A 22625-nucleotide genomic window follows, 5' to 3' on the forward strand; every position below is an offset into this window, starting at 1 on the left:
TCAGTCGCAGCAACAACCAGGATCGCGCCATCCATCTGAGCAGCACCGGTGATCATGTTTTTAACATAGTCGGCGTGGCCCGGGCAGTCTACGTGTGCGTAGTGGCGAGTCGGGGTGTCATATTCAACGTGGGAAGTGTTGATGGTGATACCACGAGCTTTTTCTTCCGGCGCGTTATCGATCTGGTCGAATGCGCGAGCAGCACCGCCGTAGGTTTTAGCCAGTACGGTGGTGATTGCAGCGGTCAGAGTAGTTTTACCATGGTCGACGTGGCCGATAGTACCAACGTTGACGTGCGGTTTTGTACGTTCAAATTTTTCTTTAGACACGGCTATATTCCTTACTATAGTGCTCTCCCCTGAGGAGAGAGCACGGGACTTAGGTTTTAATCCTGTGGATTATTTACCACGGGCTTCAATAACGGCCTGAGCAACGTTGTTCGGCGCATCATCATACTTCAGGAATTCCATGGTGTATGATGCACGACCTTTGGTCAGAGAACGCAGCTGAGTTGCATATCCGAACATTTCAGACAGCGGAACTTCAGCGTGGATCTTAACGCCAGTTACTTCAGATTCTTGACCGCGCAGCATGCCGCGACGACGGCTCAAGTCACCGATTACGTCACCGGTGTTCTCTTCCGGAGTTTCTACTTCAACCTTCATGATCGGCTCAAGCAGAACTGGTTTCGCTTTCTTAAAGCCTTCTTTAAAGGCGATAGAAGCGGCCAGTTTAAACGCCAGCTCAGAGGAGTCAACGTCGTGGTAAGAACCGAAGTGCAGACGGATACCCATATCAACTACCGGGTAGCCAGCCAGCGGACCAGCTTTCAGCTGTTCCTGGATGCCTTTATCAACGGCCGGGATGTATTCGCCAGGGATTACACCACCTTTAATGTCGTTGATGAACTCGTAACCTTTCGGGTTAGAGCCCGGCTCCAGCGGGTACATGTCGATCACAACGTGACCGTACTGACCACGACCACCAGACTGCTTGGCGTGTTTACCTTCAACATCGGTAACTTTCTGGCGAATCGCTTCGCGGTAAGCAACCTGAGGTTTACCGACGTTCGCTTCAACGTTGAATTCACGCTTCATACGGTCAACGATGATGTCGAGGTGCAGTTCACCCATACCGGCGATGATGGTCTGGTTAGACTCTTCGTCAGTCCATACGCGGAATGACGGGTCTTCTTTAGCCAGACGACCCAGAGCCAGACCCATTTTTTCCTGGTCAGCTTTGGTTTTCGGCTCAACGGCGATGGAGATTACCGGCTCAGGGAATTCCATACGCTCCAGAATGATCGGCGCATCCGGGTCACACAGGGTGTCACCAGTGGTTACGTCTTTCAGACCGATAGCGGCAGCGATATCGCCCGCGCGAACTTCTTTGATCTCTTCACGTTTGTTAGCGTGCATCTGAACGATACGACCGAAACGCTCACGTGCAGCTTTCACGGAGTTCAGTACGGTATCACCAGAGTTAACCACACCGGAGTACACACGGAAGAAGGTCAGGTTACCAACGAACGGGTCGGTAGCGATTTTGAACGCCAGTGCAGAGAACGGCTCTTCGTCGCTTGCGTGACGCTCAGCCGGGGTATCTTTACCGTCGTCCAGGATGCCGTTGATTGCCGGAACATCGATCGGGGATGGCAGGTAATCAATTACCGCATCCAGCATCGCCTGAACACCTTTGTTCTTGAACGCAGAACCACAGGTTACCAGGATGATTTCGTTGTTCAGAACGCGCTGACGCAGAGCTTTTTTGATCTCTTCTTCAGTCAGTTCTTCGCCACCCAGGTATTTTTCCATCAGCTCTTCGGAAGCTTCCGCAGCGGACTCGATCAGGTTCTGGTGCCATTCGTCAGCCAGTTCCTGCATGTCAGCCGGGATATCTTCGTATTCGAAGGTAACGCCTGCATCAGCTTCGTTCCAGTTGATGGCTTTCATTTTCACCAGGTCAACAACACCGGTGAAACCTTCTTCAGCACCAATTGCCAGCTGCAGCGGAACCGGGTTCGCGCCCAGACGGGTTTTGATCTGACCAACAACTTTCAGGAAGTTCGCACCCATGCGGTCCATTTTGTTAACGAACGCAATGCGTGGAACTTTATATTTGTTTGCCTGACGCCATACGGTTTCAGACTGCGGCTGAACACCACCAACTGCGCAGTAAACCATTACCGCACCATCAAGAACACGCATGGAACGTTCTACTTCGATAGTGAAGTCAACGTGCCCCGGGGTGTCGATGATGTTTACACGGTGCGGTTCATACTGTTTAGCCATACCAGACCAGAATGCAGTAGTCGCAGCGGAAGTGATGGTGATACCACGTTCCTGCTCCTGCTCCATCCAGTCCATGGTAGCGGCGCCGTCATGAACTTCACCGATTTTGTGGTTTACACCGGTGTAGAACAGAATACGTTCGGTAGTAGTGGTTTTACCGGCGTCGATGTGCGCACTGATACCGATGTTACGGTAGCGTGCGATGGGTGTTGTACGAGCCATTTGATTCCTCGTTTATTTCTTTAGGCGTTCAGTTAAGTTATCCAGAGCGGGCGACTCATCTGAAACGCCCGCCTGGTGACTATGACTCCGAAGGGATTACCAACGGTAGTGTGCGAACGCCTTGTTGGCTTCGGCCATACGGTGAACGTCTTCACGTTTCTTAACTGCAGTACCTTTGTTGTCTGCAGCGTCAGTGAGTTCGTTCGCCAGGCGCAGAGCCATGGATTTATCACCGCGTTTACGAGCAGCTTCAACGATCCAACGCATTGCCAGGGCATTACGACGAACCGGACGTACTTCAACTGGAACCTGATAAGTAGAACCACCTACGCGGCGGGACTTAACTTCGACAGTCGGGCGCACGTTTTCGAGCGCAACTTCGAAGGCTTCCAGTTCAGTTTTACCAGAGCGCTGAGCCAGGGTCTCCAGCGCGCTGTATACGATAGTTTCTGCAGTAGATTTTTTACCATCTACCATCAGGATATTTACAAATTTAGCCAGCAGTTCTGATCCGAACTTCGGATCCGGCAGAATTTTACGCTGACCAATGACGCGACGACGTGGCATGGAAATACTCCGTTGTTAATTCAGGATTGTCCAAAACTCAAAGAGTTTAGTTTGACATTAATATAAAACGTTTGGCCTTACTTAACGGAGAACCATTAAGCCTTAGGACGCTTCACGCCGTACTTGGAGCGAGCCTGCTTACGGTCTTTAACGCCGGAGCAGTCAAGCGCACCACGAACGGTGTGGTAACGAACACCCGGAAGGTCTTTAACACGACCGCCACGGATCAGGATCACGGAGTGCTCCTGCAGGTTGTGACCTTCACCACCGATGTAGGAGGTGACTTCGAAACCGTTAGTCAGACGCACACGGCAAACTTTACGCAGTGCGGAGTTCGGTTTCTTAGGAGTGGTGGTATATACGCGAGTACATACGCCACGTTTCTGCGGGCAGGCTTCCAGCGCCGGCACGTTGCTCTTTGCAACTTTGCGCGCGCGTGGTTTGCGTACCAGCTGGTTAACTGTTGCCATTAAATAGCTCCTGGTTTTAGCTTTTGCTTCGTAAACACGTAATAAATCGCCTCATATAATATGAGGACGCAGAATTTTAGGGCGGTGCCGAAAAGGTGTCAAGAAATATACAACGATCCCGCCATTACCAGGCCAACTGACCTTCATGTTTGACCGTAAGACTGACGAAATCAGTATAGTCAACCCTGACGACACTGTCCGCAATTTGACCAGCCAGCCCGCGGGCTTCGATATCGTCTTGCAGAGCATGTAGGGTTATGGGGGCGGATTGCAGGATTTCAAGGAAACGGCCGCCGTCAATCGCCGCGACCACGCCATCGGAGAGCAGGAGCAGATCGTCGCCTGCCTTCACCAGACGCAGCATCGCGTCGATATCGACATGCCATGGAGAGACGCTTAGAGTGTGGAGCATCTGGGCCTCAGAATCGTAGAATCACGTTGAACTCATCAAGCCGGGCGCGCAGCGACTCTGGCTCGAGGCTTTCTACATCCACCACCCACGGCGTATCGGCGGCCAGGCCGCGTTCGCGGGCAGACGCCGCGCATAACCAGCACTGTTCGATGTCATACAGCGATAACAGCTTGAAGGTGGCGATATAATCACGGGCGAGGATTTTTCCCGGCTGCTGGCCAGGGATAATCTGAAACACGCCGTCGCCGACAAAGAAGACGCCGAGGTCGTCGGTGAGGGCCGAGGTCGCCAGTAAGGCGTCCAGCCCTTCCCTACCAGCTGCGCTGCCGTGCGGCGCGGAAGAAAATACGAAAGCCACGCGTTTCATCAGAACTGCACCATTCTATCGCAGGTTAACAACGCTTCAGCCAGTGCGCCTAGCCCGCTTAAGGTGAATCCCGGCTGCAGATTATGCGCCGGCAAGCCAAGCTGCTGCGCTTCGCGTTCATCGGTCACGCCGCGACGTAGCGCGGCTGCCACGCAAATGTGCAGCGCAACGGCATGTTCATCATGCAGGCGCTGCCAGTGACGCACCAGGTCTACCTCATCGCTGGCGGGGGCCGTCAGCTGATTAGCGTTGTAGACCCCTTCACGATAGAAAAATACGCAGGCCAGTTCATGCCCTGCGTTAATAACCGCCTGCGCAAACTGCCACGCGCTACTGGCCTGCTGAGTACCGTAGGCAGGCCCGGTTACGGTGATGGCAAAACGCATTACTTATCGAGCCCCTGGAAATCACCGCTTTTAAACTGGCGGATGTAGAGGTACACCGTGTGTTTAGAGATATTCAGGCGATCGGCTACCTGGTTAATCGCATCTTTGATATCGAAGATGCCTTTCTCGTATAGATTCAGCACGATTTGGCGGTTTTTCGCGTTATTCGATACGTTGCGATCGGCATTCACCTCTTCAATGGTGAACTCCAGCGTTTGCGCCACCAGATCATCCACCGACGAGGCAAAGTTAACCTGAGAGTTCACTTCCGGCGTTTCCGGTGGAATAAAGGTGCTCATAATCTGCGAGAACGGGACATCAAGGTTCATGTTGATACACAGCAGACCAATCACCCGATGTTCCCGGTTGCGAATAGCGATAGTCACCGATTTCATCAGCACGCCGCTTTTCGCGCGGGTAAAATAGCACTTCGATACGCTGCTATCTGCTCCCGTCATATCGTGCAGCATACGTAACGCCAGATCGGTAATCGGCGAGCCAATTTGGCGGCCGGTGTGTTCACCGTTAGCAATACGAATAGCGGAGCATTTTAAATCCTGCAGTGAGTGCAGCACGATTTCACAATGGGAACCAATGAGCATCGCTAACCCGTCCACCACCGCTTCATAGGATTTTAGGATATCGAAGTCGGTCTGGTCGAAAGGACGTTGATCCAGCAGGTCAAGCTCGCTGGTTTCGTTGGTTAAAAGCGACCTGGACATGTAAAAAAGCACTCCTTTTCAGGAGCCTGTCGTTATCGTCAGGGCAGGCTCATCATCATTATTAAGCTATCTAAAGTAATACAGCGCCTGAGGAATTTTCCAGTTTTAATTATATCTGCTGCCAATAAAAAAGCCGCCGCCCCTGAAGGCGGCGGCTTATGGCAGATTACTTCTTAGCGTCTGCAGCCGGTGCTTCGGCAGCGGCTTCTGGCTTAGCATCAGCCTTCGGAGCCGGTTTGATGTCCAGCAGTTCTACATCGAATACCAGCGTAGAGTTAGCCGGGATACCCGGAACGCCAGTTTTGCCGTAAGCCAGATCCGGTGGGATGACCAGCTTGATTTTGCCGCCTTTTTTGATGTTTTTCAGGCCTTCGGTCCAGCCTGGGATAACGCCATCAAGACGGAAAGAGAGCGGCTCGCCGCGGGTGTAAGAGTTATCGAACTCTTTACCGTCGATCAGCGTACCTTTGTAGTTCACCACGACGGTATCGCTGTCTTTCGGCGCATCGCCGGTACCGGCTTTCTCGACTTTATACATCAGGCCGGATTTAGAGGTTTTCACGCCCTTCTCTTTAGCGAAGGCGTCACGGAACGCTTTGCCTTTAGCATCGTTCTCGGTCGCATCTTTTTCCATCTTCTGCTGAGCGGCGGTTTTCACGCGGGTCTCAAAGGACTGCAGAGTGGTTTCAATTTCTTTGTCGGACAGTTTGCTCTTATCGGCAAACGCATCCTGCACGCCGGCGATCAGCTGGTCTTTATCCAGTTTGATACCCAGCTTCTCTTGTTCTTTCAGGGAGTTTTCCATGTAACGGCCGAGGGATGCACCCAGCGCATAAGCGGATTTTTGATCGTCATTTTTAAATGCCGATTTGCTGTCCGCCGCCGGTGCAGCTTTCGCTGCGGTATCGGCAGCAAAGGTCAGCGGTGCATTCAGGGCAACGGCCATCGTGGTCGCCAGCAGCGTTACTTTAAACAGTGATTTCATCCATTTCTCCAGGGCCGGGGCATCTCACCCCAGGGTTATCATAAAAAGCAAAAAACGTACTATAGAACGTTGCAGAACAAATCTACATACGGACCTACCTGAATATCGCCTCATTTCAGACTATTTTTGTATGAATTAGTTTCCTCTCTGACGTTACGATGCTGCGTTAACGCGGAAACTTGAGTAGAATCCGCCCGCAAACAAGACAGAAGAGGCGACCTATGAACGATAGCACAATGGAGACGCGTCTGGCGGAACTGGAAAGCCGACTGGCGTTTCAGGAGATCACCATCGAGGACCTCAACAAAACCGTCACGGCGCATGAAATAGAAATGGCAAAAATGCGCGAACATATGCGCTTGATGATCGAAAAACTGAAAGCGACACAGCCGTCGCACATCGCGTCACAGTCTGAAGAGACGCCGCCTCCGCATTATTGAGACGTAAAAAAAGCGGGTCTCCCCGCTTTTTTGGCTATTCGCGCGAACGCGACGCCATTAGTGGCAACCGCAACCGCCGTTACCGCAACCACCTTTGCCATGTTCATGGTCGTGACCATGATCGTGGCCGTGGCCGCCACAGCAGCCGTCATGACCGTGGTCATGATCGTGATCGTGGCCATGAGCGCCGTGTACGTGACCGTGTTCCAGCTCTTCTGCAGTGGCTTCGCGCAGGGCGACAACTTCTACGTTGAACTTCAGATTCTGGCCAGCCAGCATGTGGTTGCCGTCAACCACCACGAAATCGTCGCCGACTTCAGTGATTTCTACCGGTACCGGACCTTGGTCGGTTTCAGCCAGGAAGCGCATGCCAACCTGCAGTTCGTCAACGCCCATGAAGACGTCTTTAGGAACGCGCTGAACCAGGTTTTCGTCATACTGGCCGTACGCGTCATTCGCGCCGACTTCGACATCAAATTTATCGCCCACTTCGTGGCCGTTTAATGCGTTTTCCAGGCCGGAAATCAGGGAACCGTGACCATGCAGGTAGTCCAGCGGCGCACTCACCGGAGACTCATCAACCAACACACCGTCTTCTGTACGTACCTGATAGGCCAGGCTGACCACCAGGTCTTTTGCTACTTTCATGATATCTCCTGAGCATGGGAAGAATAGTGGCGCAGATTGTAGCGGAATTCTGCAGCCGTGTACCCTCTAGCTTAAAAAAAGGCGACAGATAACGCTAGTCCGGATGAAAAATGCCGATCACTTGCTCTTCTTTGCGAACGTGTTCGCGGACCTCTTTATCGGCCTCGCGCATCTGATGTCCGCACTTAACGCACTCAACAATATCGACATTATTCTCGCGCCACATCGCCAGTGAATCCTGCGCCTGGCACGCCGGACATTTTGCGCCGGCAATAAAACGTTTACGTACCGCCATTTTGCTCTACCTTCTATTCAAACTCGTCCCAGCCGTCCAACTGCCGGCTTTCTTTCTGCATTTCACGCTCAAAAATCTCTTCCAGCTCGCGCCGGGCTTCCCGCACGCGAGATATCTGTACAGTATCAGTATGCACCGGCATTAACTCGCGCAGCATTCGCATATCGAGGCGTCGAAAGTGCAACTGCGCGCGCTGCGCCTGATGCGGATGCATTCCCAGAGTCACCAGCGCCTTGCGCCCCAATTCCAGGGCGCTGGAGAAGGTTTCTCGCGAGAACTGCGTCACGCCAGCCTGTAATAACTCATGCGCTTCTACGCGCCCCCGCGCTCGGGCCAGAATATGCAGGTGGGGAAAATGCTGTTGGCACATCTCCACCAGCTTCATGGTATCTTCCGGCTCGTTGCAGGTAATCACAATCGACTGCGCCTCTTCCGCCCCCGCCGAACGCAGTAGCTCAAGCTGCGTCGCGTCGCCGAAATAGACTTTGTAGCCATATTTGCGCATCAGGTTGACCGCGCTGATATCGCGTTCAAGCACGGTAATACGCATTTTATTAGCCATCAGCAGACGCCCGATCACCTGACCAAAACGCCCGAAGCCGACGATAATCACCTGTGGCTTATCATCCTCGACCCACGGCGCCTCATCGGTATCCTCCGCCGGGTTAAGCCGTCGCGACAGCACTTTATCAATGACCTTCATCAGGAGCGGCGTGGTCATCATTGATAAGGTTACGGTAACCAGCAGCAGCGCCATTTGATCGTTATGGAACAGCTTCTGCGAAGCCGGCATGGAAAAGAGAACAAAGGCGAACTCGCCGCCCTGGCTTAATACTCCGGCGAACTGCGTGCGCTCGGCGCTGCGCAAACCGTATACCCGGGCCAATACATAAAGCACCAACGCTTTAACCGCCACCAGCGCGGCAACGCTTAGCGCGACCCACAGCAAATGGGTGTACAGCACGCCAAGATTCAGCGCCATGCCGACGGAGATAAAAAATAGCCCCAGCAGCAAGCCTTTAAACGGCTCAATAGCAATTTCCAGCTCGTGGCGATATTCGCTTTCCGCCAGCAGCACGCCCGCGATAAACGTCCCCAGCGCCATTGACAGCCCCAGGGCATCCATAAACAACGCTGAGCCCAGCACCAGCAGCAGCGTGGCGGCGGTGAAGACCTCGCGCACGCCGGAACCGGCGATAAAACGGAATACCGGACGCAGCAGAAAACGACCGCCAATCAGCATGCCGGCGAATGCCAGCACCTTCATCCCTACCGACATCCAGTTAAAGTTATCGTCGCCGTGTCCGGCGAGCAGCGGGACCAGCGCCAGCGCCGGGATCACCGCTAGATCCTGAAATAACAGTACTGAAAATCCAAGCTGGCCGGATTCGTTACGGCTCATTCCCTTCTCGCGCATCAGCTGCAGCGCCATCGCGGTAGAGGACATTGCTAACCCAATACCGCCCACCACGGCCGCCTGCCACGAAAACCCGGTGACCACCAGCAATCCGCCAAGGATCGCCGCGCTAAACAACACCTGCGCCGCGCCGACGCCGAATATCGAGTTGCGCAGTTGCCACAGTTTGGCCGGATTGAGCTCAAGGCCGATGATGAACATCAGGAATACAACGCCCAGCTCGGAAAAATGGAGAATTTCATCCACATCGCTAATAAAGCCAAGCCCCCACGGGCCAATCGCAATCCCGGCCAGCAGGTAACCGAGTACGGCGCCAATGCCCAGCCGGGCCGCCAGCGGTACCGCCACCACGGCGGCAAACAAAAACAGTACCCCTGCTAATAGCAAATCAGCTCCCGCCATTGACGCCTCCTGTTGCAACAGGATTCGCGAGCCAGTCGCGATACGCGCGGGCGTGGCTTTGCAAATCTTCCGGCCGCTGTCGGCGCGCCCAGTAGACAATAATCGGACTCAGCCAGTGCATGCGGCACATGCCGGCCGTTAACTCAAAAGGGCGCAGAATATCGTTCATCGGATAGCGGTTAGCATCGCGGCGGTAAGCGCTCTCCGGCTCGCCGGTGGTGATCACGCTGCGCCAGTACTTTCCCGCCAGTTGATTCCCTCCCGCGCCGCTGGCGAAGCCGCGGCTCAGCACCCGGTCCAGCCACTCTTTCAACAATGCCGGGCAGCTCCACGTATACAGCGGATGCTGGAAAACAATCACCTGATGCTGACGCAGGAGATCCTGCTCATGGGCGATATCAATAAAAAAATCTGGATAGTGCGCATAAAGATCGTGCACGGTGACATTCGGCAACTGTAAGGCCGGTTCAAGCAAAACCCGGTTGGCCACGGAATCCTGAGATTCTGGGTGGGCATACAGCAGCAACACTTTCGCTGTCTGAGACATCATTCCCCTCCCGAACGTCATCTGGCGGCTTGCGAAGCGGCTGCGTCTCGACGCAACCAGAATGACTTTGTCTATCGTCTTCATTTTGGGCTACCATTGCGGCCCTATGGAGCGTTTCGCTTCCACACTACATTATCATAAAGACAAATTAACATAGTCTGAACATACGGCGCCTTATGATTGTTTTCTCCTCGTTACAAATTCGTCGCGGCGTACGCGTCCTGCTGGACAACGCCACCGCCACCATCAATCCTGGCCAGAAGGTCGGTCTGGTGGGTAAAAACGGCTGCGGTAAATCTACGTTGCTTTCGCTTTTGAAAAACGAGATAAGCGCCGACGGCGGCTCCATGACCTTCCCGAGCAACTGGCAGTTGGCGTGGGTTAATCAGGAAACGCCGGCCCTGCCGCAACCGGCTATTGATTATGTTATTGATGGCGATCGCGAGTTCCGCAAGCTGGAAGCCGATTTACAGCAGGCCAATGAGCGCGACGACGGCCACGCCATCGCTACCGTTCACGGTAAGCTGGATGCCATTGACGCCTGGACGATTCGTTCCCGCGCCGCCAGCCTGCTACACGGCCTTGGTTTCAGTAACGAGCAGCTTGAGCGGCCGGTCAGTGATTTCTCCGGCGGCTGGCGTATGCGCTTAAACCTCGCGCAGGCGCTGATCTGCCGTTCCGACCTGCTGCTGCTCGACGAACCGACCAACCACCTCGATCTTGATGCGGTGATCTGGCTGGAAAAGTGGCTGAAAGGCTATACCGGTACGCTGATCCTGATTTCCCACGATCGTGATTTCCTCGATCCGATCGTCGATAAAATTATTCATATCGAACAGCAAACGATGTTCGAATACACCGGTAACTACAGCTCGTTTGAAATCCAGCGCGCGACCCGTCTGTCGCAGCAGCAGGCCATGTATGAAAGCCAGCAGCAGCGCGTAGCCCACTTGCAGAGCTATATCGACCGCTTCCGCGCCAAGGCCACCAAAGCGAAGCAGGCACAGAGCCGTATCAAAATGCTTGAGCGCATGGAGCTTATCGCTCCGGCGCACGTCGATAACCCGTTCCACTTCAGCTTCCGCGCGCCGGAAAGCCTGCCGAACCCGTTACTCAAGATGGAAAAAGTCAGCGCCGGCTACGGCGAACGGATTATTCTCGACTCCATCAAGCTGAACCTGGTGCCCGGTTCGCGTATCGGTCTGCTGGGGCGCAACGGCGCCGGTAAATCAACGCTGATTAAGCTGCTGGCCGGTGAGTTACAGCCGCTGTCCGGTGAAATTGGCCTGGCGAAAGGGATTAAGCTCGGTTACTTCGCCCAGCATCAGCTCGAATTCCTGCGCGCCGATGAGTCGCCGATACAGCATCTGGCCCGCCTGGCGCCGCAGGAGCTGGAACAAAAACTGCGCGACTACCTCGGCGGCTTTGGATTCCAGGGGGATAAAGTCAGCGAAGAGACCCGCCGTTTCTCCGGCGGTGAAAAAGCGCGCCTGGTGCTGGCGTTAATCGTCTGGCAGCGCCCTAACCTACTGCTGCTCGATGAACCGACCAACCACCTTGATCTTGATATGCGTCAGGCCTTAACCGAAGCGCTGATCGACTTCGAAGGGGCGTTGGTCGTGGTCTCGCACGATCGTCACCTGATCCGCTCCACTACTGACGATCTGTACCTCGTACACGACGGTAAAGTTGAGCCGTTTGATGGCGATCTGGAAGATTATCAGCAGTGGCTGAGTGATTCGCAGAAGCAGGAAAACCAGGCCTCTGAAGCGCCGAAGGATAACGGCAACAGCGCGCAGGCGCGTAAGGATCAAAAACGCCGCGAAGCCGAACTGCGCACGCAAACGCAACCGCTGCGTAAAGAGATCGCCCGGCTGGAAAAAGAGATGGATAAACTCAACGCGCAGCTGGCGCAGGCGGAAGAGAAACTGGGCGACAGCGAGTTATATGACGCCTCGCGCAAAGCGGAATTAACCGCGTGCCTGCAGCAGCAGGCGAGCGCCAAATCAGGGCTCGAAGAGTGTGAAATGGCGTGGCTGGACGCGCAGGAACAGCTGGAGCGGATGCTGCAGGAAGGTTAATGCAAGACAGTGACAACAAAAGGCGGGATATCCCGCCTTTTTTCATTCGCCTGGCATCAACGCTGCGCCGCCAGCCGGGCGCGGATCTGTGACAATGATTCGTAACCAAACAGCTGGCCATCAAGGAAACGAGTGGTTAGCTCTCCCTGACCTTCTTGCTCCTGGCTTTGATCGTCATGCAGCCGTAGCTCGCCGCTGGCATCGCGCGCTACGCGTAACAGCCCGCGCGCAGAACGTTTCAGGCCGTTGTCGGTTTTTGGCTCCTTAAAGAGCGCTCTTCCTTCGCCATTCACTTCCCCCCAGGTGGCTTTCATCGCAAAGCCGAAAGTATCACGCGTATTGTACTGGTAGGTATATGAACCCACCCCGAATACCACGTTAGCGCTGGCAAAGCCTTTAGCTTCCAGGCGACGCAGGATCTCATCCGCTCTCGCAAGCGTAATAGAATCGCCATAAATCAGACCTACGTGGGGGTCCAGCACCTTATACCCCTTCTCGTTAATCGTCCCGCCAAAGATTTCCCACAGCACCTCAACCGAACCTTTCTCCTCGGCGCGACGATCGCTGCGGGTATCATCATCGGCGGCAGTGCCGCAGAGGATAGCCACCGGATCGCCGCTGTCCGGTCGGAATACCACACGTCCCTGGCGTTGCATAATGACGGCTTTCAGTTCGCGGGTATACTCGGTCAGTACCTGCCAGTAATCCCAGGTATCGGAAACAATAGAGACAAACCCCTGCGGGTGGACGTCAGCGATGAGCCGGCGAAAAGTTTCTATCTCCCGAGCCCGCTCGCCCATACACATCACGCTATGCTCGGTAGCGGGGATGCTGGCGCCGATCGTGTCTTCTTCACCCCGAGTATAGTAATCACGAGCGTAGAGCAGCGCAGGCAGGCTATCCGTCCCTTTAAAGCTAATCAGATGCCCGCTGCCAGACTGTGCGGCGTCATGTAGCCCGGACATGCCGCGAAACGAAAAGTCGTGGCATTGAAAATCCAGATGTGTCAGATCGCTACAGGTTTGCTCCGCCCAGCGTTCGCAGATCAGACGATAGTGATGCGCGATAGTGGCATTAGTCGACGTTTTCCACAGTTCTGCCGAAAGGACCGTCTCCAGATAGTTCACCAGCCAGAAAAACTGCGGCAGGGTATTGGTGATGGTTAAAACCGGTACCTTCATCGGCACTTTCGTGCCTTCATCCAGCGCTTTGATGTGCAGCGGCAGGTAGCCTAGCTGATGCAGCTCGCGGATATGATCTACCGCGACACTATCCCGTCCCAGGTAGCCGTCCATAACCTGCTTATACTCGCTGACCACTTCCTCTTCCGGACGAGCGAAAAAGCCCTCGTTAAACAGATCGATGAGGAACCACTGTAAAAAACCCTGTAAGCCGAAGAATACCAACTTGCCATCCGCTAGCGGCGACTGAAAGAAACGGTCGCCGCGCGGCGTAAAATTCGAATAGACCTTAGTCGTCCCCTGTGGATACTGAACGCGATGGGAAACTTTATAACCATCGATAGCCAGAATCGGATTCATTTTCATTTTGTTATCCCCAATAAGCGCGGTAAATGGTTTCAATATCAATCAGTTCCAGCTGTGGATGGACTAAAGCCGCAGAGGCATAAGAGGTGGTGGAGTAAATAGCATCGATGCCATTATTCAATAGATGCGTAATGCCTTTAGAAAAGACGCCATGCGTCACGTACAGGCTAACGCTACGCGCGCCGGCGTCACGCAGGACCTGCGCCGAGCCGATAAACGTTCCACCGGCATCGCAAAGATCATCAACGATCAGTACCGCTTTACCCGCCACCTCTCCGGCCAGCAGCGAAAAGCCTGTTAACGCGCCGCTAGCGACATCTCGCTCCTTACTGAGGATCGCAAACTCGCTGGCGCCACAGGCTTTAGCGACATACTGAATTTTCTTTAACGCTCCAGCATCCGGCGCCACCAGCATTAACTCCCCGGCGGCGATGGCACGTCGCAGATGGGAGTTCTGCAGCAGGCACTGTTGTTGGCTAATCGCGACCAGGTTGTTTACCGCCGCCGCCGCGGCCTCACTATGCGGGTCGAGGACCACAATTTTGTCGAATCCCAGTGTATTCAGCTGCTGTGCAAAAACTTTCAGCGCAAAGCTGTCGCCTGGCACCATATGGCGATCCTGGCGCGCCCACGGCAGCCATGGCAGCTCCAGATGGCTGAAGGCGACATCGGTCACATGGCGAACGGCCTCCACCAACTGGGCCAGCAGCATAAAATCATTCATATCACGTAGCGCGACCGCCCGGATGCGCATTAACGCGGCGGAGGCCGGCAGCTCACCGGTCACTTTCAGCCAGCCTGCGCCATCAGGGAAGACGCCGCTGGCAAGGGTTACCGCTGTATCGTCCAGCAAAAGTGTGAATTTTTCGCTCATGATGGCCTCCTCGCCTAAATTATGTCTCTTGGACACAATTGATAATGTCCTTAAGACACTATTCATGCAAGCATTAAATATCGTTCCGCGACGAAAAAGAATTAACCCATTGAAAGATAGAAGGAAAAAATAGCCACTTGCCGCTCTGAAGGGGGCTGGTACACTTGTCGGCGTTCTTATTGCGCAGCGAGCATGTTATGACCACCGACGCCGATTACCTCAACCACTACGACGCCAGCCGTTTTCCTTCACCGCTGGTGACCGTCGACAGCGTGCTGTTTACCCTTCATCAGGGAGCGCTGTGCGTACTGTTGGTTGAACGCGCGAATCCTCCACAGCAAGGCGCATGGGGGCTGCCCGGCGGATTTATCGATATGGCCCACGATGAGTCCACCCGCACTACGGCGCTGCGGAAGCTGACGGAAAAAACCGGCATTTCCCCGTCATGGCTGGAGCAGTTCGGTACCTTTTCCGGACCGGACCGCGATCCGCGCGGTTGGAGCCTGACCGTTGCCTGGTTCGCGCTAATCGCCTGGGTCGATTGTCAGCCGCATATCGCCAGCGTCAGCGACGCCCGCTGGGTGCCGGTCCAGCAGCTTGATGAGTATCACCTTGCCTTCGATCATCGGCAGATAGTCAGCGCCGCGCTGGAGCGCCTGCGCCAGAAAACGATGTATTCGTTATTGCCTGTTTACTGTTTGGGGGATACCTTTACCCACGGCCAGTTGCAGGAAGCGACCGAAATCATCCTCGGCCAGCCGATTCAGCGTAAAAGCCTAATCCGCCGTTTTGAGGCCTCCGGCATGTTCGAAGAAACCGGAGAAACGCTGGCGACAGGGGCGCGAAAGGCGCGATTGTGGCGGCTCAAGCCCGGTGCGGATATCCACCTCTTCTCGCGCAATCTGCTTGCCGATTAGCCGCAAGACCACATATTGGCTAACCGCCCACTTTTATGCGCGGTATAGTGTTCTAAAAGTTTCTTAATAATCCTGGTACTATGGTTGAAATAACCCCGACAGCAGTGACGCCCCCCGATAACGATTCGCGCGAATTCCATCCGATGCGCGGCGTGGGCAATCGTCATCTGCAAACCATGCTGCCGCGGATCATCCGCCGCAAGCTCCGATTTACGCCGCACTGGCAGCGCCTTGAGCTGCCGGATGGCGATTTCGTCGATCTGGCCTGGAGCGAAGACCCCGCCGGCGCGCGCCACAAACCGCGCCTGGTGGTTTTTCACGGTCTGGAAGGCAGCCTGCACAGCCCTTACGCCCACGGTTTGATTCACGCCGCTATGCAGCGCGGCTGGCTCGGGGTGGTGATGCATTTTCGCGGCTGCAGCGGCGAGCCGAATCGTAACAGTCGTATTTACCATTCTGGCGAAACGGAAGATGGCACCTGGTTCCTGCACTGGCTGCAGCGTGAGTTCGGCGCTGCGCCGACGGCAGCGGTAGGCTATTCGCTTGGCGGTAACATGCTGGGCTGTCTGCTGGCGAAAGAAGGCGACAATATTCCGCTCGATGCGGCCGTCATTGTTTCGGCGCCCTTTATGCTGGAAGCCTGCAGCTACCATATGGATAAAGGATTTTCGCGCGTCTATCAGCGTTACCTGCTCAACCTGCTGAAAGCTAACGCCGCGCGCAAGCTAAAAGCCTATCCGGGCTCGCTGCCGGTCGATCTTCGCCAGCTCAAAAGCATGCGCCGCATCCGCGAATTCGACGACATGATCACCGCCAAAATCCACGGTTTCGCCGATGCGCTAGACTATTACCGACAGTGCAGCGCGATGCCGCGCTTAAGCGATATCACCAAGCCGACGCTGATCATTCACGCAAAAGACGATCCGTTTATGGACCATCATTCCATCCCGCCGCAGGAACAGCTGCCGGCAAACGTCGAATATCAGCTCACGGAACAAGGCGGCCACGTTGGCTTTGTCGGCGGTACGCTGCGAAAACCGCAGATGTGGCTGGAGCAACGTATTCCGGATTGGTTAACCCGCTGGCTGGGAGGACAGGCATGATTATTCCCTGGCAGGATCTCGATCCCGAAACGCTGGATAATCTGATTGAAAGCTTTGTGTTGCGCGAAGGCACCGATTATGGTGAACATGAACGTTCGCTTGCCGATAAAGTCGCCGATGTAAAACAGCAGCTTAAAACCGGGGAGGCCGTGCTGGTGTGGTCAGAACTGCACGAGACGGTCAACATCATGCCCCGCAAGATGTTTAACGGCTAAGCGCCATGCCCCTCTAACCGCGAGAGCCTGGCGCGATACGGCGACACACCATCACTTAATCAGGGAGTTGTTATGTCTGCCAAACATCCAGTGATCGCAGTCACGGGCTCCAGCGGCGCGGGCACCACCACCACCAGCCTCGCGTTTCGCAAAATTTTCTCGCAGCTGAACCTGCATGCCGCGGAGGTCGAAGGGGATAGCTTCCATCGCTACACTCGCCCGGAAATGGACATGGCGATCCGCAAAGCGCGCGATCAGGGCAAACACATCAGCTACTTCGGCCCGGAAGCCAACGACTTCAGCCTGCTTGAACGCACCTTTTTAGAGTACGGCGAATTCGGCAAGGGCCAGTCGCGAAAATATCTCCATACCTATGATGAAGCGGTTCCCTGGAATCAGGTTCCCGGCACCTTTACCCCGTGGCAGCCGCTGCCTGAACCGACCGACGTGCTGTTTTATGAGGGGCTCCACGGCGGCGTGGTGACGCCGCAGCATGACGTGGCGAAACATGTCGACCTGCTGGTCGGCGTGGTGCCGATCGTCAACCTCGAATGGATTCAGAAGCTCATTCGCGATACCAGCGAACGAGGCCATTCGCGCGAAGCGGTGATGGACTCGGTGGTGCGTTCGATGGAGGACTACATCAATTTCATCACCCCGCAGTTCTCACGTACCCATATCAACTTCCAGCGCGTGCCGACGGTGGATACCTCGAATCCGTTTGCCGCCAAAGGCATTCCATCGCTCGACGAAAGCTTCGTGGTGATTCACTTCCGCAATTTGCAGGGGATTGATTATCCCTGGCTGTTGGCGATGCTACAGGGGTCGTTTATCTCGCATATGAACACCCTGGTGGTACCGGGCGGTAAGATGGGGCTGGCGATGGAGCTCATTATGGCGCCGCTGGTCGAGCGCTTGATGGAAGGCAAAACCATTAGTTAAGGGTAAAATAAAACCCCGGTCGCCGTGCTGCCGGGGTTAGCGTCCCGCTACATCAATTCGTCTCAGGCTTCGATCACTTCGTAAGAATGGGTGATGTTGACCGCCTTTTCCAGCATCAGCGCCACCGAGCAGTACTTCTCCGCGGATAAATCCACCGCACGGGACACCGCCGCATCCTTCAGCTCTTTACCGGTGACGATAAAGTGCAGATTGATATGGGTGAACAGGCGCGGCGCCTCTTCACGGCGTTCAGAGGTCAGCTTCACTTCGCAGTTAGTGACGTTTTGACGCCCTTTTTGCAGGATAGACACCACGTCAATTGCGCTACAGCCGCCCGCCGCCATTAACACCATCTCCATCGGGCTGGGCGCTTTGTCCCCGGAGTTGCCATCCATTAAAATCTGGTGGCCGGAGGCCGACTCACCGATGAAGGTTAGACCTTCCACCCATTTCACACGCGCTTGCATAAAATTTAACTCCGCTGTTGCAATTTTCCTGACAGATTACGCGCACATAACAAATCTCGCAACGGAAGGCGACCTGGGTCATGCTGAAGCGAGACACCAGGAGACATGCGGTGAAAGCTATGCTAAAACAGTCTGGATGCTACAGTAATACATTGATGTACCGCATGTATGCTGAGGAGTTCACATTACAGGCTGCATAAATTGAGCAGCCAGCTTCCCAGGCATAGGGAAAAATACGATTGCATGCCCGGATGCCGTGTAGTGTCGGCGTCCGGAGATAGCTTATAACAGAGGATAACCGCGCATGGTGCTTGGCAAACCGCAAACAGACCCTACCCTTGAATGGTTCTTGTCTCATTGCCACATTCATAAGTACCCATCAAAGAGCACGCTGATTCACCAGGGTGAGAAAGCGGAAACGCTTTACTACATCGTAAAAGGCTCCGTGGCTGTACTCATCAAGGATGAAGAAGGTAAAGAGATGATCCTCTCTTACCTCAACCAGGGCGATTTCATCGGTGAATTAGGCCTGTTTGAAGAAGGTCAGGAACGTAGTGCCTGGGTACGTGCGAAAACCGCATGTGAAGTGGCCGAGATCTCTTACAAAAAATTCCGTCAGTTAATCCAGGTGAACCCGGACATCCTGATGCGCCTCTCTTCGCAGATGGCGCGTCGTCTGCAGGTCACTTCCGAGAAAGTCGGTAACCTTGCTTTCCTCGACGTGACGGGCCGTATCGCTCAGACCTTACTGAATCTGGCGAAACAGCCTGATGCCATGACTCACCCGGACGGGATGCAGATCAAAATCACCCGCCAGGAAATTGGCCAGATCGTCGGTTGCTCTCGTGAAACCGTCGGCCGTATTCTGAAGATGCTGGAAGATCAAAACCTGATCTCCGCACACGGTAAAACTATCGTCGTCTACGGTACCCGTTAAGTCGCTAAACGGCGTATTGCTCCGCGCAGTACGCCGTTTTTGTTTCTCCCATGTGGCGCAGGCTGATTTACCACCCGGAAGTCAACTATGCACTGCGGCAAACGCTGGTGCTGTGTCTACCTGTGGCCATCGGGCTTCTGCTCGGCCATCTGCAGCAAGGGTTGCTGTTCTCTTTAGTTCCCGCCTGTTGCAATATCGCCGGTCTCGACACCCCGCATAAACGCTTTTTCAAACGCCTGATCGTTGGCGGCTGCCTATTTGCCGGCAGCAGCCTGATTGTGCAATTGCTTCTGGCGCGCGACATCCCTTTGCCGCTTATCCTCAGCGCGCTGGCGCTGATACTCGGCGTGACGGCGGAAATCAGTTCGCTACACGCTCGCCTGTTGCCGGCATCGCTAATCGCCGCCATTTTTACCTTAAGCCTGGCCGGCAATATGCCCATCTGGGAGCCGCTGCTTATCTATGCGCTGGGAACCTTGTGGTACGGACTCTTTAATTGGTTCTGGTTTTGGCTCTGGCGAGAGCAGCCGCTGCGCGAGTCGTTAAGCCTGCTTTACCGAGAACTGGCTAATTATTGCGAAGCCAAATATAGCCTCCTGACGCAGCACACTGACCCGACGACCTCCCTGCCGCCGCTGCTTACCCGCCAGCAGAAGGTGGTCGATTTAATTACCCAGTGCTATCAGCAGATGCATATGTTAGCCGCCAACCAGCGTAGCGATCATAAGCGACTACTGCGCGCGTTCCAGGTTGGGCTGGATCTGCAGGAACATATTTCAGTGAGCCTGCACCAGCCGGAAGAGGTACAAAAACTGGTGGAGCGCAGCCATGCGGAAGCTGTCATCCGTTGGAACGCGCAGACCGTCGCCGCGCGTCTGCGCGTGCTGGCGGATGATATTCTCTACCACCGCTACCCGCGCCGCTTCCAGATGGATAAGCAAATCGGCGCGCTGGAAAAAATCGCCTATCAGCACCCCGATAATCCGGTTGGGCAGTTCTGCGCCTGGCACTTCAGTCGTATCGCCCGTGTGCTGCGTACCCAGCGCCCGCTGTACGCACGTAACCTGATGGCGGATAAAGAACGGCGCCTACCGCTACTACCGGCGCTGAAGAACTACCTGTCATTGAAATCCCCAGCGCTGCGCAACGCCGCGCGCATCAGCGTCATGTTGAGCATCGCCAGCCTGATGGGCAGCGCCCTACATCTGCCGAAGCCGTACTGGATCCTGATGACCGTGCTGTTCGTGACGCAAAACGGTTACGGCGCCACCCGCGTGCGAATTGTCCACCGGGCGGCAGGCACCCTGGCGGGCCTGGTGATCGCCTGGCTGACCCTACATTTCCACGTACCGGAGAGCTACACGTTAAGCGGTATGTTGTTCATCACGCTGCTGAGCTATCTCATCATCCGTAAACACTACGGCTGGGCGATGGTGGGCTTTACCGTCACCGCGGTATATACCCTGCAGTTGCTAACGCTTAACGGCGAGCAGTTCATCGTCGCCCGCTTTATCGATACCATCATTGGCTGTCTGATCGCCTTTGGCGGAATGGTCTGGCTATGGCCGCAATGGCAGAGCGGCCTGCTGCGTAAAAACGCCCATGATGCCCTGGAGGCCGATCAGGAGGCTATTCGGCTGATCCTTAGCGCCGATCCGCAGGCCCCGGCGTTGGCCTACCAGCGTATGCGCGTCAACCAGGCGCACAACGCCCTGTATAACTCGCTTAACCAGGCGATGCAGGAACCGGGCTTTAACTCGCACTATCTGGAAGATATGAAGCTGTGGGTAACCCATAGCCAGTTTATCGTTGAGCATATCAACGCCATGACCACGCTGGCGCGCGAGCATACGATGCTAACGCCTGACCTGGCGCAGCGGTATCTGGAATCTTGTGAAATTGCGCTGCAGCGCTGTCAGCAGCGTCTGGATTCAGACGGGCCGGGCAGCGCGGGCGATGTAAATATTATGGAATCCCAGGACGGGGAAGTGTTGCGTGGGCCGCTCAGCACCCTTGAGCAGCATCTGCAGCGGATCCTCGGCCATCTGAACACCATGCACACCATTTCGTCGGTGGCATGGCGTCAGCGTCCGCATCACGGCATCTGGCTACGCACGACTAGGCGCTAAGCACGTTTTTAACCGCCTGCGCAAAGCGCGCCATCCCTTCGGCGATATCGCTATCATCAATCACCAGCGACGGCACAAAGCGCATCACGTCCGGGCCGGCGTTTAACACCATCACCCCGGCCTGGGCCGCGGCATAGAGGAAATCGCGCGCGCGTCCATGATGCTGCGGCTTAAGCGCGGCGCCGATTAACAGCCCCATGCCGCGGATGTCGCTGAACAGATCGAACTGCGCATCGATCTGCTGCAGGTGTTCGACAAACAGCGCCCGTTTGGCATTCACGCCCTCCAGCACCTGCGGCGTGTTAATCAGGTTGAAAGCCGCGGTCGCCACCGCGCAGGCCAGCGGATTGCCGCCGTAGGTGGAGCCATGGGAACCGGCATGGAAGGCGCTGGCAATTTCATTGGTGGTCAACATCGCGCTAATCGGGAAACCGCCGCCGAGCGCTTTCGCGCTGGTCAGGATATCCGGGGTCACGCCGTAATGCATATAGGCGAACAGCGAACCGGTACGGCCCATACCGCACTGCACTTCATCAAATACCAGCAGCGCCTGATGCTGGTCGCACAGTTCGCGCAGCCCCTGCAGGAACGCCGGCGTCGCCGCCATCACTCCGCCCTCGCCCTGAATCGGCTCAACCACCACCGCGCAGGTATGGTCATCGATCACCGCTTTCACCGCCTCGAGATCGTTAAAGGGGACATGCACGATATCTGCCGGTTTCGGCCCGAAACCATCAGAGTATTTCGGCTGACCGCCAACCGAGACGGTGAACAGCGACCGTCCGTGGAAGGCATTATGGAAAGCGATGATTTTGGTTTTGTACGGGCTATGACGAGTAATTGCGTAATGACGCGCCAGCTTGAACGCCGTTTCGTTGGCTTCCGTTCCGGAGTTCATAAACACCACGCGTTCGGCAAAAGTGGCGTCCACCAGTTGTCGACCCAGGCGCAGCGCCGGCTCGTTGGTAAAAACGTTGCTGGTGTGCCACAGGGTTTCGCCCTGCTCGTGCAGCGCCGCCACCAGCGCCGGGTGGCAGTGGCCCAGCGCGGTCACCGCAATCCCGCCGGCAAAATCAATGTACTCTTTGCCCTGCTGATCCCAAACGCGGCTGCCTTTCCCCTTCACCGGAATAAACTCCGCCGGTGCATAAATCGGCAGAATGACTTCATCGAATGTGGCGCGGGTGATTGCCGGTTGCTCTGTTGCCATGTGATGCCCATCCTTCTGTGTAATGTGCAATG

25 protein-coding genes are annotated in these 22625 nt (G+C 55.3%); 8 read left to right on the top strand and 17 right to left on the bottom strand.

Annotated features, from left to right (window positions below; all coding sequences use genetic code 11):
* The 9 genes from PGR10_RS19515 to fkpA all read right to left on the bottom strand — a co-directional run.
* Positions 1 to 329, bottom strand: a 329-nt coding sequence (locus tag PGR10_RS19515) for a GTP-binding protein (protein WP_000031695.1), incomplete at its 3' end; no start/stop codon positions are given.
* A gap of 69 nt (positions 330 to 398) precedes the next feature.
* Positions 399 to 2513, bottom strand: coding sequence for an elongation factor G (gene fusA / locus PGR10_RS19520; protein WP_015369417.1), 2115 nt, complete (start codon positions 2511 to 2513; stop codon positions 399 to 401).
* 96 nt (positions 2514 to 2609) lie between these two features.
* Positions 2610 to 3080, bottom strand: coding sequence for a 30S ribosomal protein S7 (rpsG, locus tag PGR10_RS19525; RefSeq protein ID WP_015369416.1), 471 nt, complete (start codon positions 3078 to 3080; stop codon positions 2610 to 2612).
* Positions 3081 to 3175: 95 nt separating this feature from the next.
* Positions 3176 to 3550, bottom strand: a complete 375-nt coding sequence (gene rpsL, locus PGR10_RS19530) for a 30S ribosomal protein S12 (protein WP_000246815.1) — start codon at positions 3548 to 3550, stop codon at positions 3176 to 3178.
* Positions 3551 to 3674: 124 nt separating this feature from the next.
* Entirely contained in the window at positions 3675 to 3962 is a 288-nt protein-coding gene (tusB, locus tag PGR10_RS19535) for a sulfurtransferase complex subunit TusB (RefSeq protein ID WP_087859087.1), read from the bottom strand.
* Positions 3963 to 3969: 7 nt separating this feature from the next.
* On the bottom strand, positions 3970 to 4329 hold the full coding sequence (tusC, locus tag PGR10_RS19540; protein WP_430923968.1) for a sulfurtransferase complex subunit TusC: 360 nt from the start codon (positions 4327 to 4329) through the stop codon (positions 3970 to 3972).
* Positions 4329 to 4715, bottom strand: a complete 387-nt coding sequence (gene tusD / locus PGR10_RS19545) for a sulfurtransferase complex subunit TusD (protein ID WP_430918608.1) — start codon at positions 4713 to 4715, stop codon at positions 4329 to 4331. Before tusD ends, tusC begins: the two co-directional genes overlap by 1 nt.
* On the bottom strand, positions 4715 to 5437 hold the full coding sequence (locus PGR10_RS19550) for a helix-turn-helix transcriptional regulator (RefSeq protein WP_004868391.1): 723 nt from the start codon (positions 5435 to 5437) through the stop codon (positions 4715 to 4717). The genes tusD and PGR10_RS19550 overlap by 1 nt, the downstream gene beginning before the upstream one ends.
* A gap of 166 nt (positions 5438 to 5603) precedes the next feature.
* Complete coding sequence (gene fkpA / locus PGR10_RS19555; RefSeq protein ID WP_015369412.1) at positions 5604 to 6422, bottom strand: FKBP-type peptidyl-prolyl cis-trans isomerase; 819 nt, start codon at positions 6420 to 6422, stop codon at positions 5604 to 5606.
* A gap of 221 nt (positions 6423 to 6643) precedes the next feature.
* Here fkpA and PGR10_RS19560 point away from each other — a divergent pair, with 221 nt between their 5' ends.
* On the top strand, positions 6644 to 6862 hold the full coding sequence (locus PGR10_RS19560) for a protein SlyX (RefSeq protein WP_015369411.1): 219 nt from the start codon (positions 6644 to 6646) through the stop codon (positions 6860 to 6862).
* Positions 6863 to 6919: 57 nt separating this feature from the next.
* Here PGR10_RS19560 and slyD read toward each other — a convergent pair whose 3' ends face one another.
* From slyD to kefG, 4 genes are all read right to left on the bottom strand, one after another.
* Positions 6920 to 7510, bottom strand: a complete 591-nt coding sequence (gene slyD / locus PGR10_RS19565) for a peptidylprolyl isomerase (RefSeq protein WP_015369410.1) — start codon at positions 7508 to 7510, stop codon at positions 6920 to 6922.
* A gap of 94 nt (positions 7511 to 7604) precedes the next feature.
* On the bottom strand, positions 7605 to 7805 hold the full coding sequence (locus PGR10_RS19570) for a YheV family putative zinc ribbon protein (RefSeq protein ID WP_004106389.1): 201 nt from the start codon (positions 7803 to 7805) through the stop codon (positions 7605 to 7607).
* Positions 7806 to 7818: 13 nt separating this feature from the next.
* The gene (gene kefB / locus PGR10_RS19575) at positions 7819 to 9624 is read right to left on the bottom strand and encodes a glutathione-regulated potassium-efflux system protein KefB (RefSeq protein ID WP_087859085.1); all 1806 of its coding nucleotides are present in this window, start codon (positions 9622 to 9624) and stop codon (positions 7819 to 7821) included.
* A complete protein-coding gene (gene kefG / locus PGR10_RS19580; RefSeq protein ID WP_015369408.1) occupies positions 9611 to 10174 on the bottom strand; it encodes a glutathione-regulated potassium-efflux system ancillary protein KefG in 564 nt (187 codons plus the stop codon). Before kefG ends, kefB begins: the two co-directional genes overlap by 14 nt.
* A 173-nt stretch (positions 10175 to 10347) precedes the next feature.
* On the opposite strand from kefG, the gene PGR10_RS19585 reads away from it, so the two are divergent.
* Positions 10348 to 12252, top strand: coding sequence for an ABC transporter ATP-binding protein (locus tag PGR10_RS19585; protein WP_015703646.1), 1905 nt, complete (start codon positions 10348 to 10350; stop codon positions 12250 to 12252).
* Between the two features lie 56 nt (positions 12253 to 12308).
* On the opposite strand, the gene PGR10_RS19590 is transcribed toward PGR10_RS19585, so the two are convergent.
* Together PGR10_RS19590 and prs are read right to left on the bottom strand one after the other, a co-directional pair.
* Entirely contained in the window at positions 12309 to 13799 is a 1491-nt protein-coding gene (locus PGR10_RS19590; RefSeq protein WP_042893925.1) for a nicotinate phosphoribosyltransferase, read from the bottom strand.
* A gap of 4 nt (positions 13800 to 13803) precedes the next feature.
* Positions 13804 to 14673 carry a ribose-phosphate diphosphokinase gene (gene prs / locus PGR10_RS19595; RefSeq protein WP_042893909.1) on the bottom strand — a complete coding sequence of 290 codons (870 nt, stop codon included), beginning with the start codon at positions 14671 to 14673 and terminating at the stop codon, positions 13804 to 13806.
* Between the two features lie 197 nt (positions 14674 to 14870).
* Here prs and PGR10_RS19600 point away from each other — a divergent pair, with 197 nt between their 5' ends.
* The 4 genes from PGR10_RS19600 (at position 14871) to PGR10_RS19615 (ending at position 17850) form a co-directional block, all read left to right on the top strand.
* A complete protein-coding gene (locus PGR10_RS19600) occupies positions 14871 to 15590 on the top strand; it encodes an NUDIX hydrolase (protein ID WP_047043185.1) in 720 nt (239 codons plus the stop codon).
* An 80-nt stretch (positions 15591 to 15670) separates the two neighbouring features.
* Complete coding sequence (locus PGR10_RS19605; RefSeq protein ID WP_045375901.1) at positions 15671 to 16693, top strand: hydrolase; 1023 nt, start codon at positions 15671 to 15673, stop codon at positions 16691 to 16693.
* A complete protein-coding gene (locus tag PGR10_RS19610; RefSeq protein ID WP_015369405.1) occupies positions 16690 to 16908 on the top strand; it encodes a YheU family protein in 219 nt (72 codons plus the stop codon). The genes PGR10_RS19605 and PGR10_RS19610 overlap by 4 nt, the downstream gene beginning before the upstream one ends.
* Before the next feature lie 72 nt (positions 16909 to 16980).
* Positions 16981 to 17850, top strand: a complete 870-nt coding sequence (locus PGR10_RS19615) for a phosphoribulokinase (protein ID WP_015369404.1) — start codon at positions 16981 to 16983, stop codon at positions 17848 to 17850.
* Positions 17851 to 17912: 62 nt separating this feature from the next.
* Here the strand turns inward: PGR10_RS19615 and PGR10_RS19620 are convergent, their stop codons facing one another.
* Positions 17913 to 18317 (bottom strand): OsmC family protein, encoded by a 405-nt coding sequence (locus tag PGR10_RS19620; RefSeq protein WP_015703648.1) that lies wholly within the window; start codon positions 18315 to 18317, stop codon positions 17913 to 17915.
* Between the two features lie 304 nt (positions 18318 to 18621).
* Here PGR10_RS19620 and crp point away from each other — a divergent pair, with 304 nt between their 5' ends.
* Both crp and PGR10_RS19630 read left to right on the top strand, forming a co-directional pair.
* Positions 18622 to 19254 carry a cAMP-activated global transcriptional regulator CRP gene (crp, locus tag PGR10_RS19625; RefSeq protein WP_000242758.1) on the top strand — a complete coding sequence of 211 codons (633 nt, stop codon included), beginning with the start codon at positions 18622 to 18624 and terminating at the stop codon, positions 19252 to 19254.
* 50 nt (positions 19255 to 19304) lie between these two features.
* On the top strand, positions 19305 to 21383 hold the full coding sequence (locus PGR10_RS19630; RefSeq protein ID WP_015369402.1) for a YccS/YhfK family putative transporter: 2079 nt from the start codon (positions 19305 to 19307) through the stop codon (positions 21381 to 21383).
* On the opposite strand, the gene argD is transcribed toward PGR10_RS19630, so the two are convergent.
* Positions 21373 to 22593: a bifunctional acetylornithine/succinyldiaminopimelate transaminase gene (gene argD / locus PGR10_RS19635; RefSeq protein WP_430918616.1), complete on the bottom strand. Its 1221-nt coding sequence runs from the start codon at positions 22591 to 22593 to the stop codon at positions 21373 to 21375. The genes PGR10_RS19630 and argD overlap by 11 nt on opposite strands.
* Positions 22594 to 22625: the final 32 nt, after the last annotated feature.

The sequence above is a fragment of the Klebsiella sp. 141198 genome (assembly GCF_050600785.1).
In the GTDB taxonomy this organism is placed as follows: domain Bacteria; phylum Pseudomonadota; class Gammaproteobacteria; order Enterobacterales; family Enterobacteriaceae; genus Klebsiella; species Klebsiella aerogenes.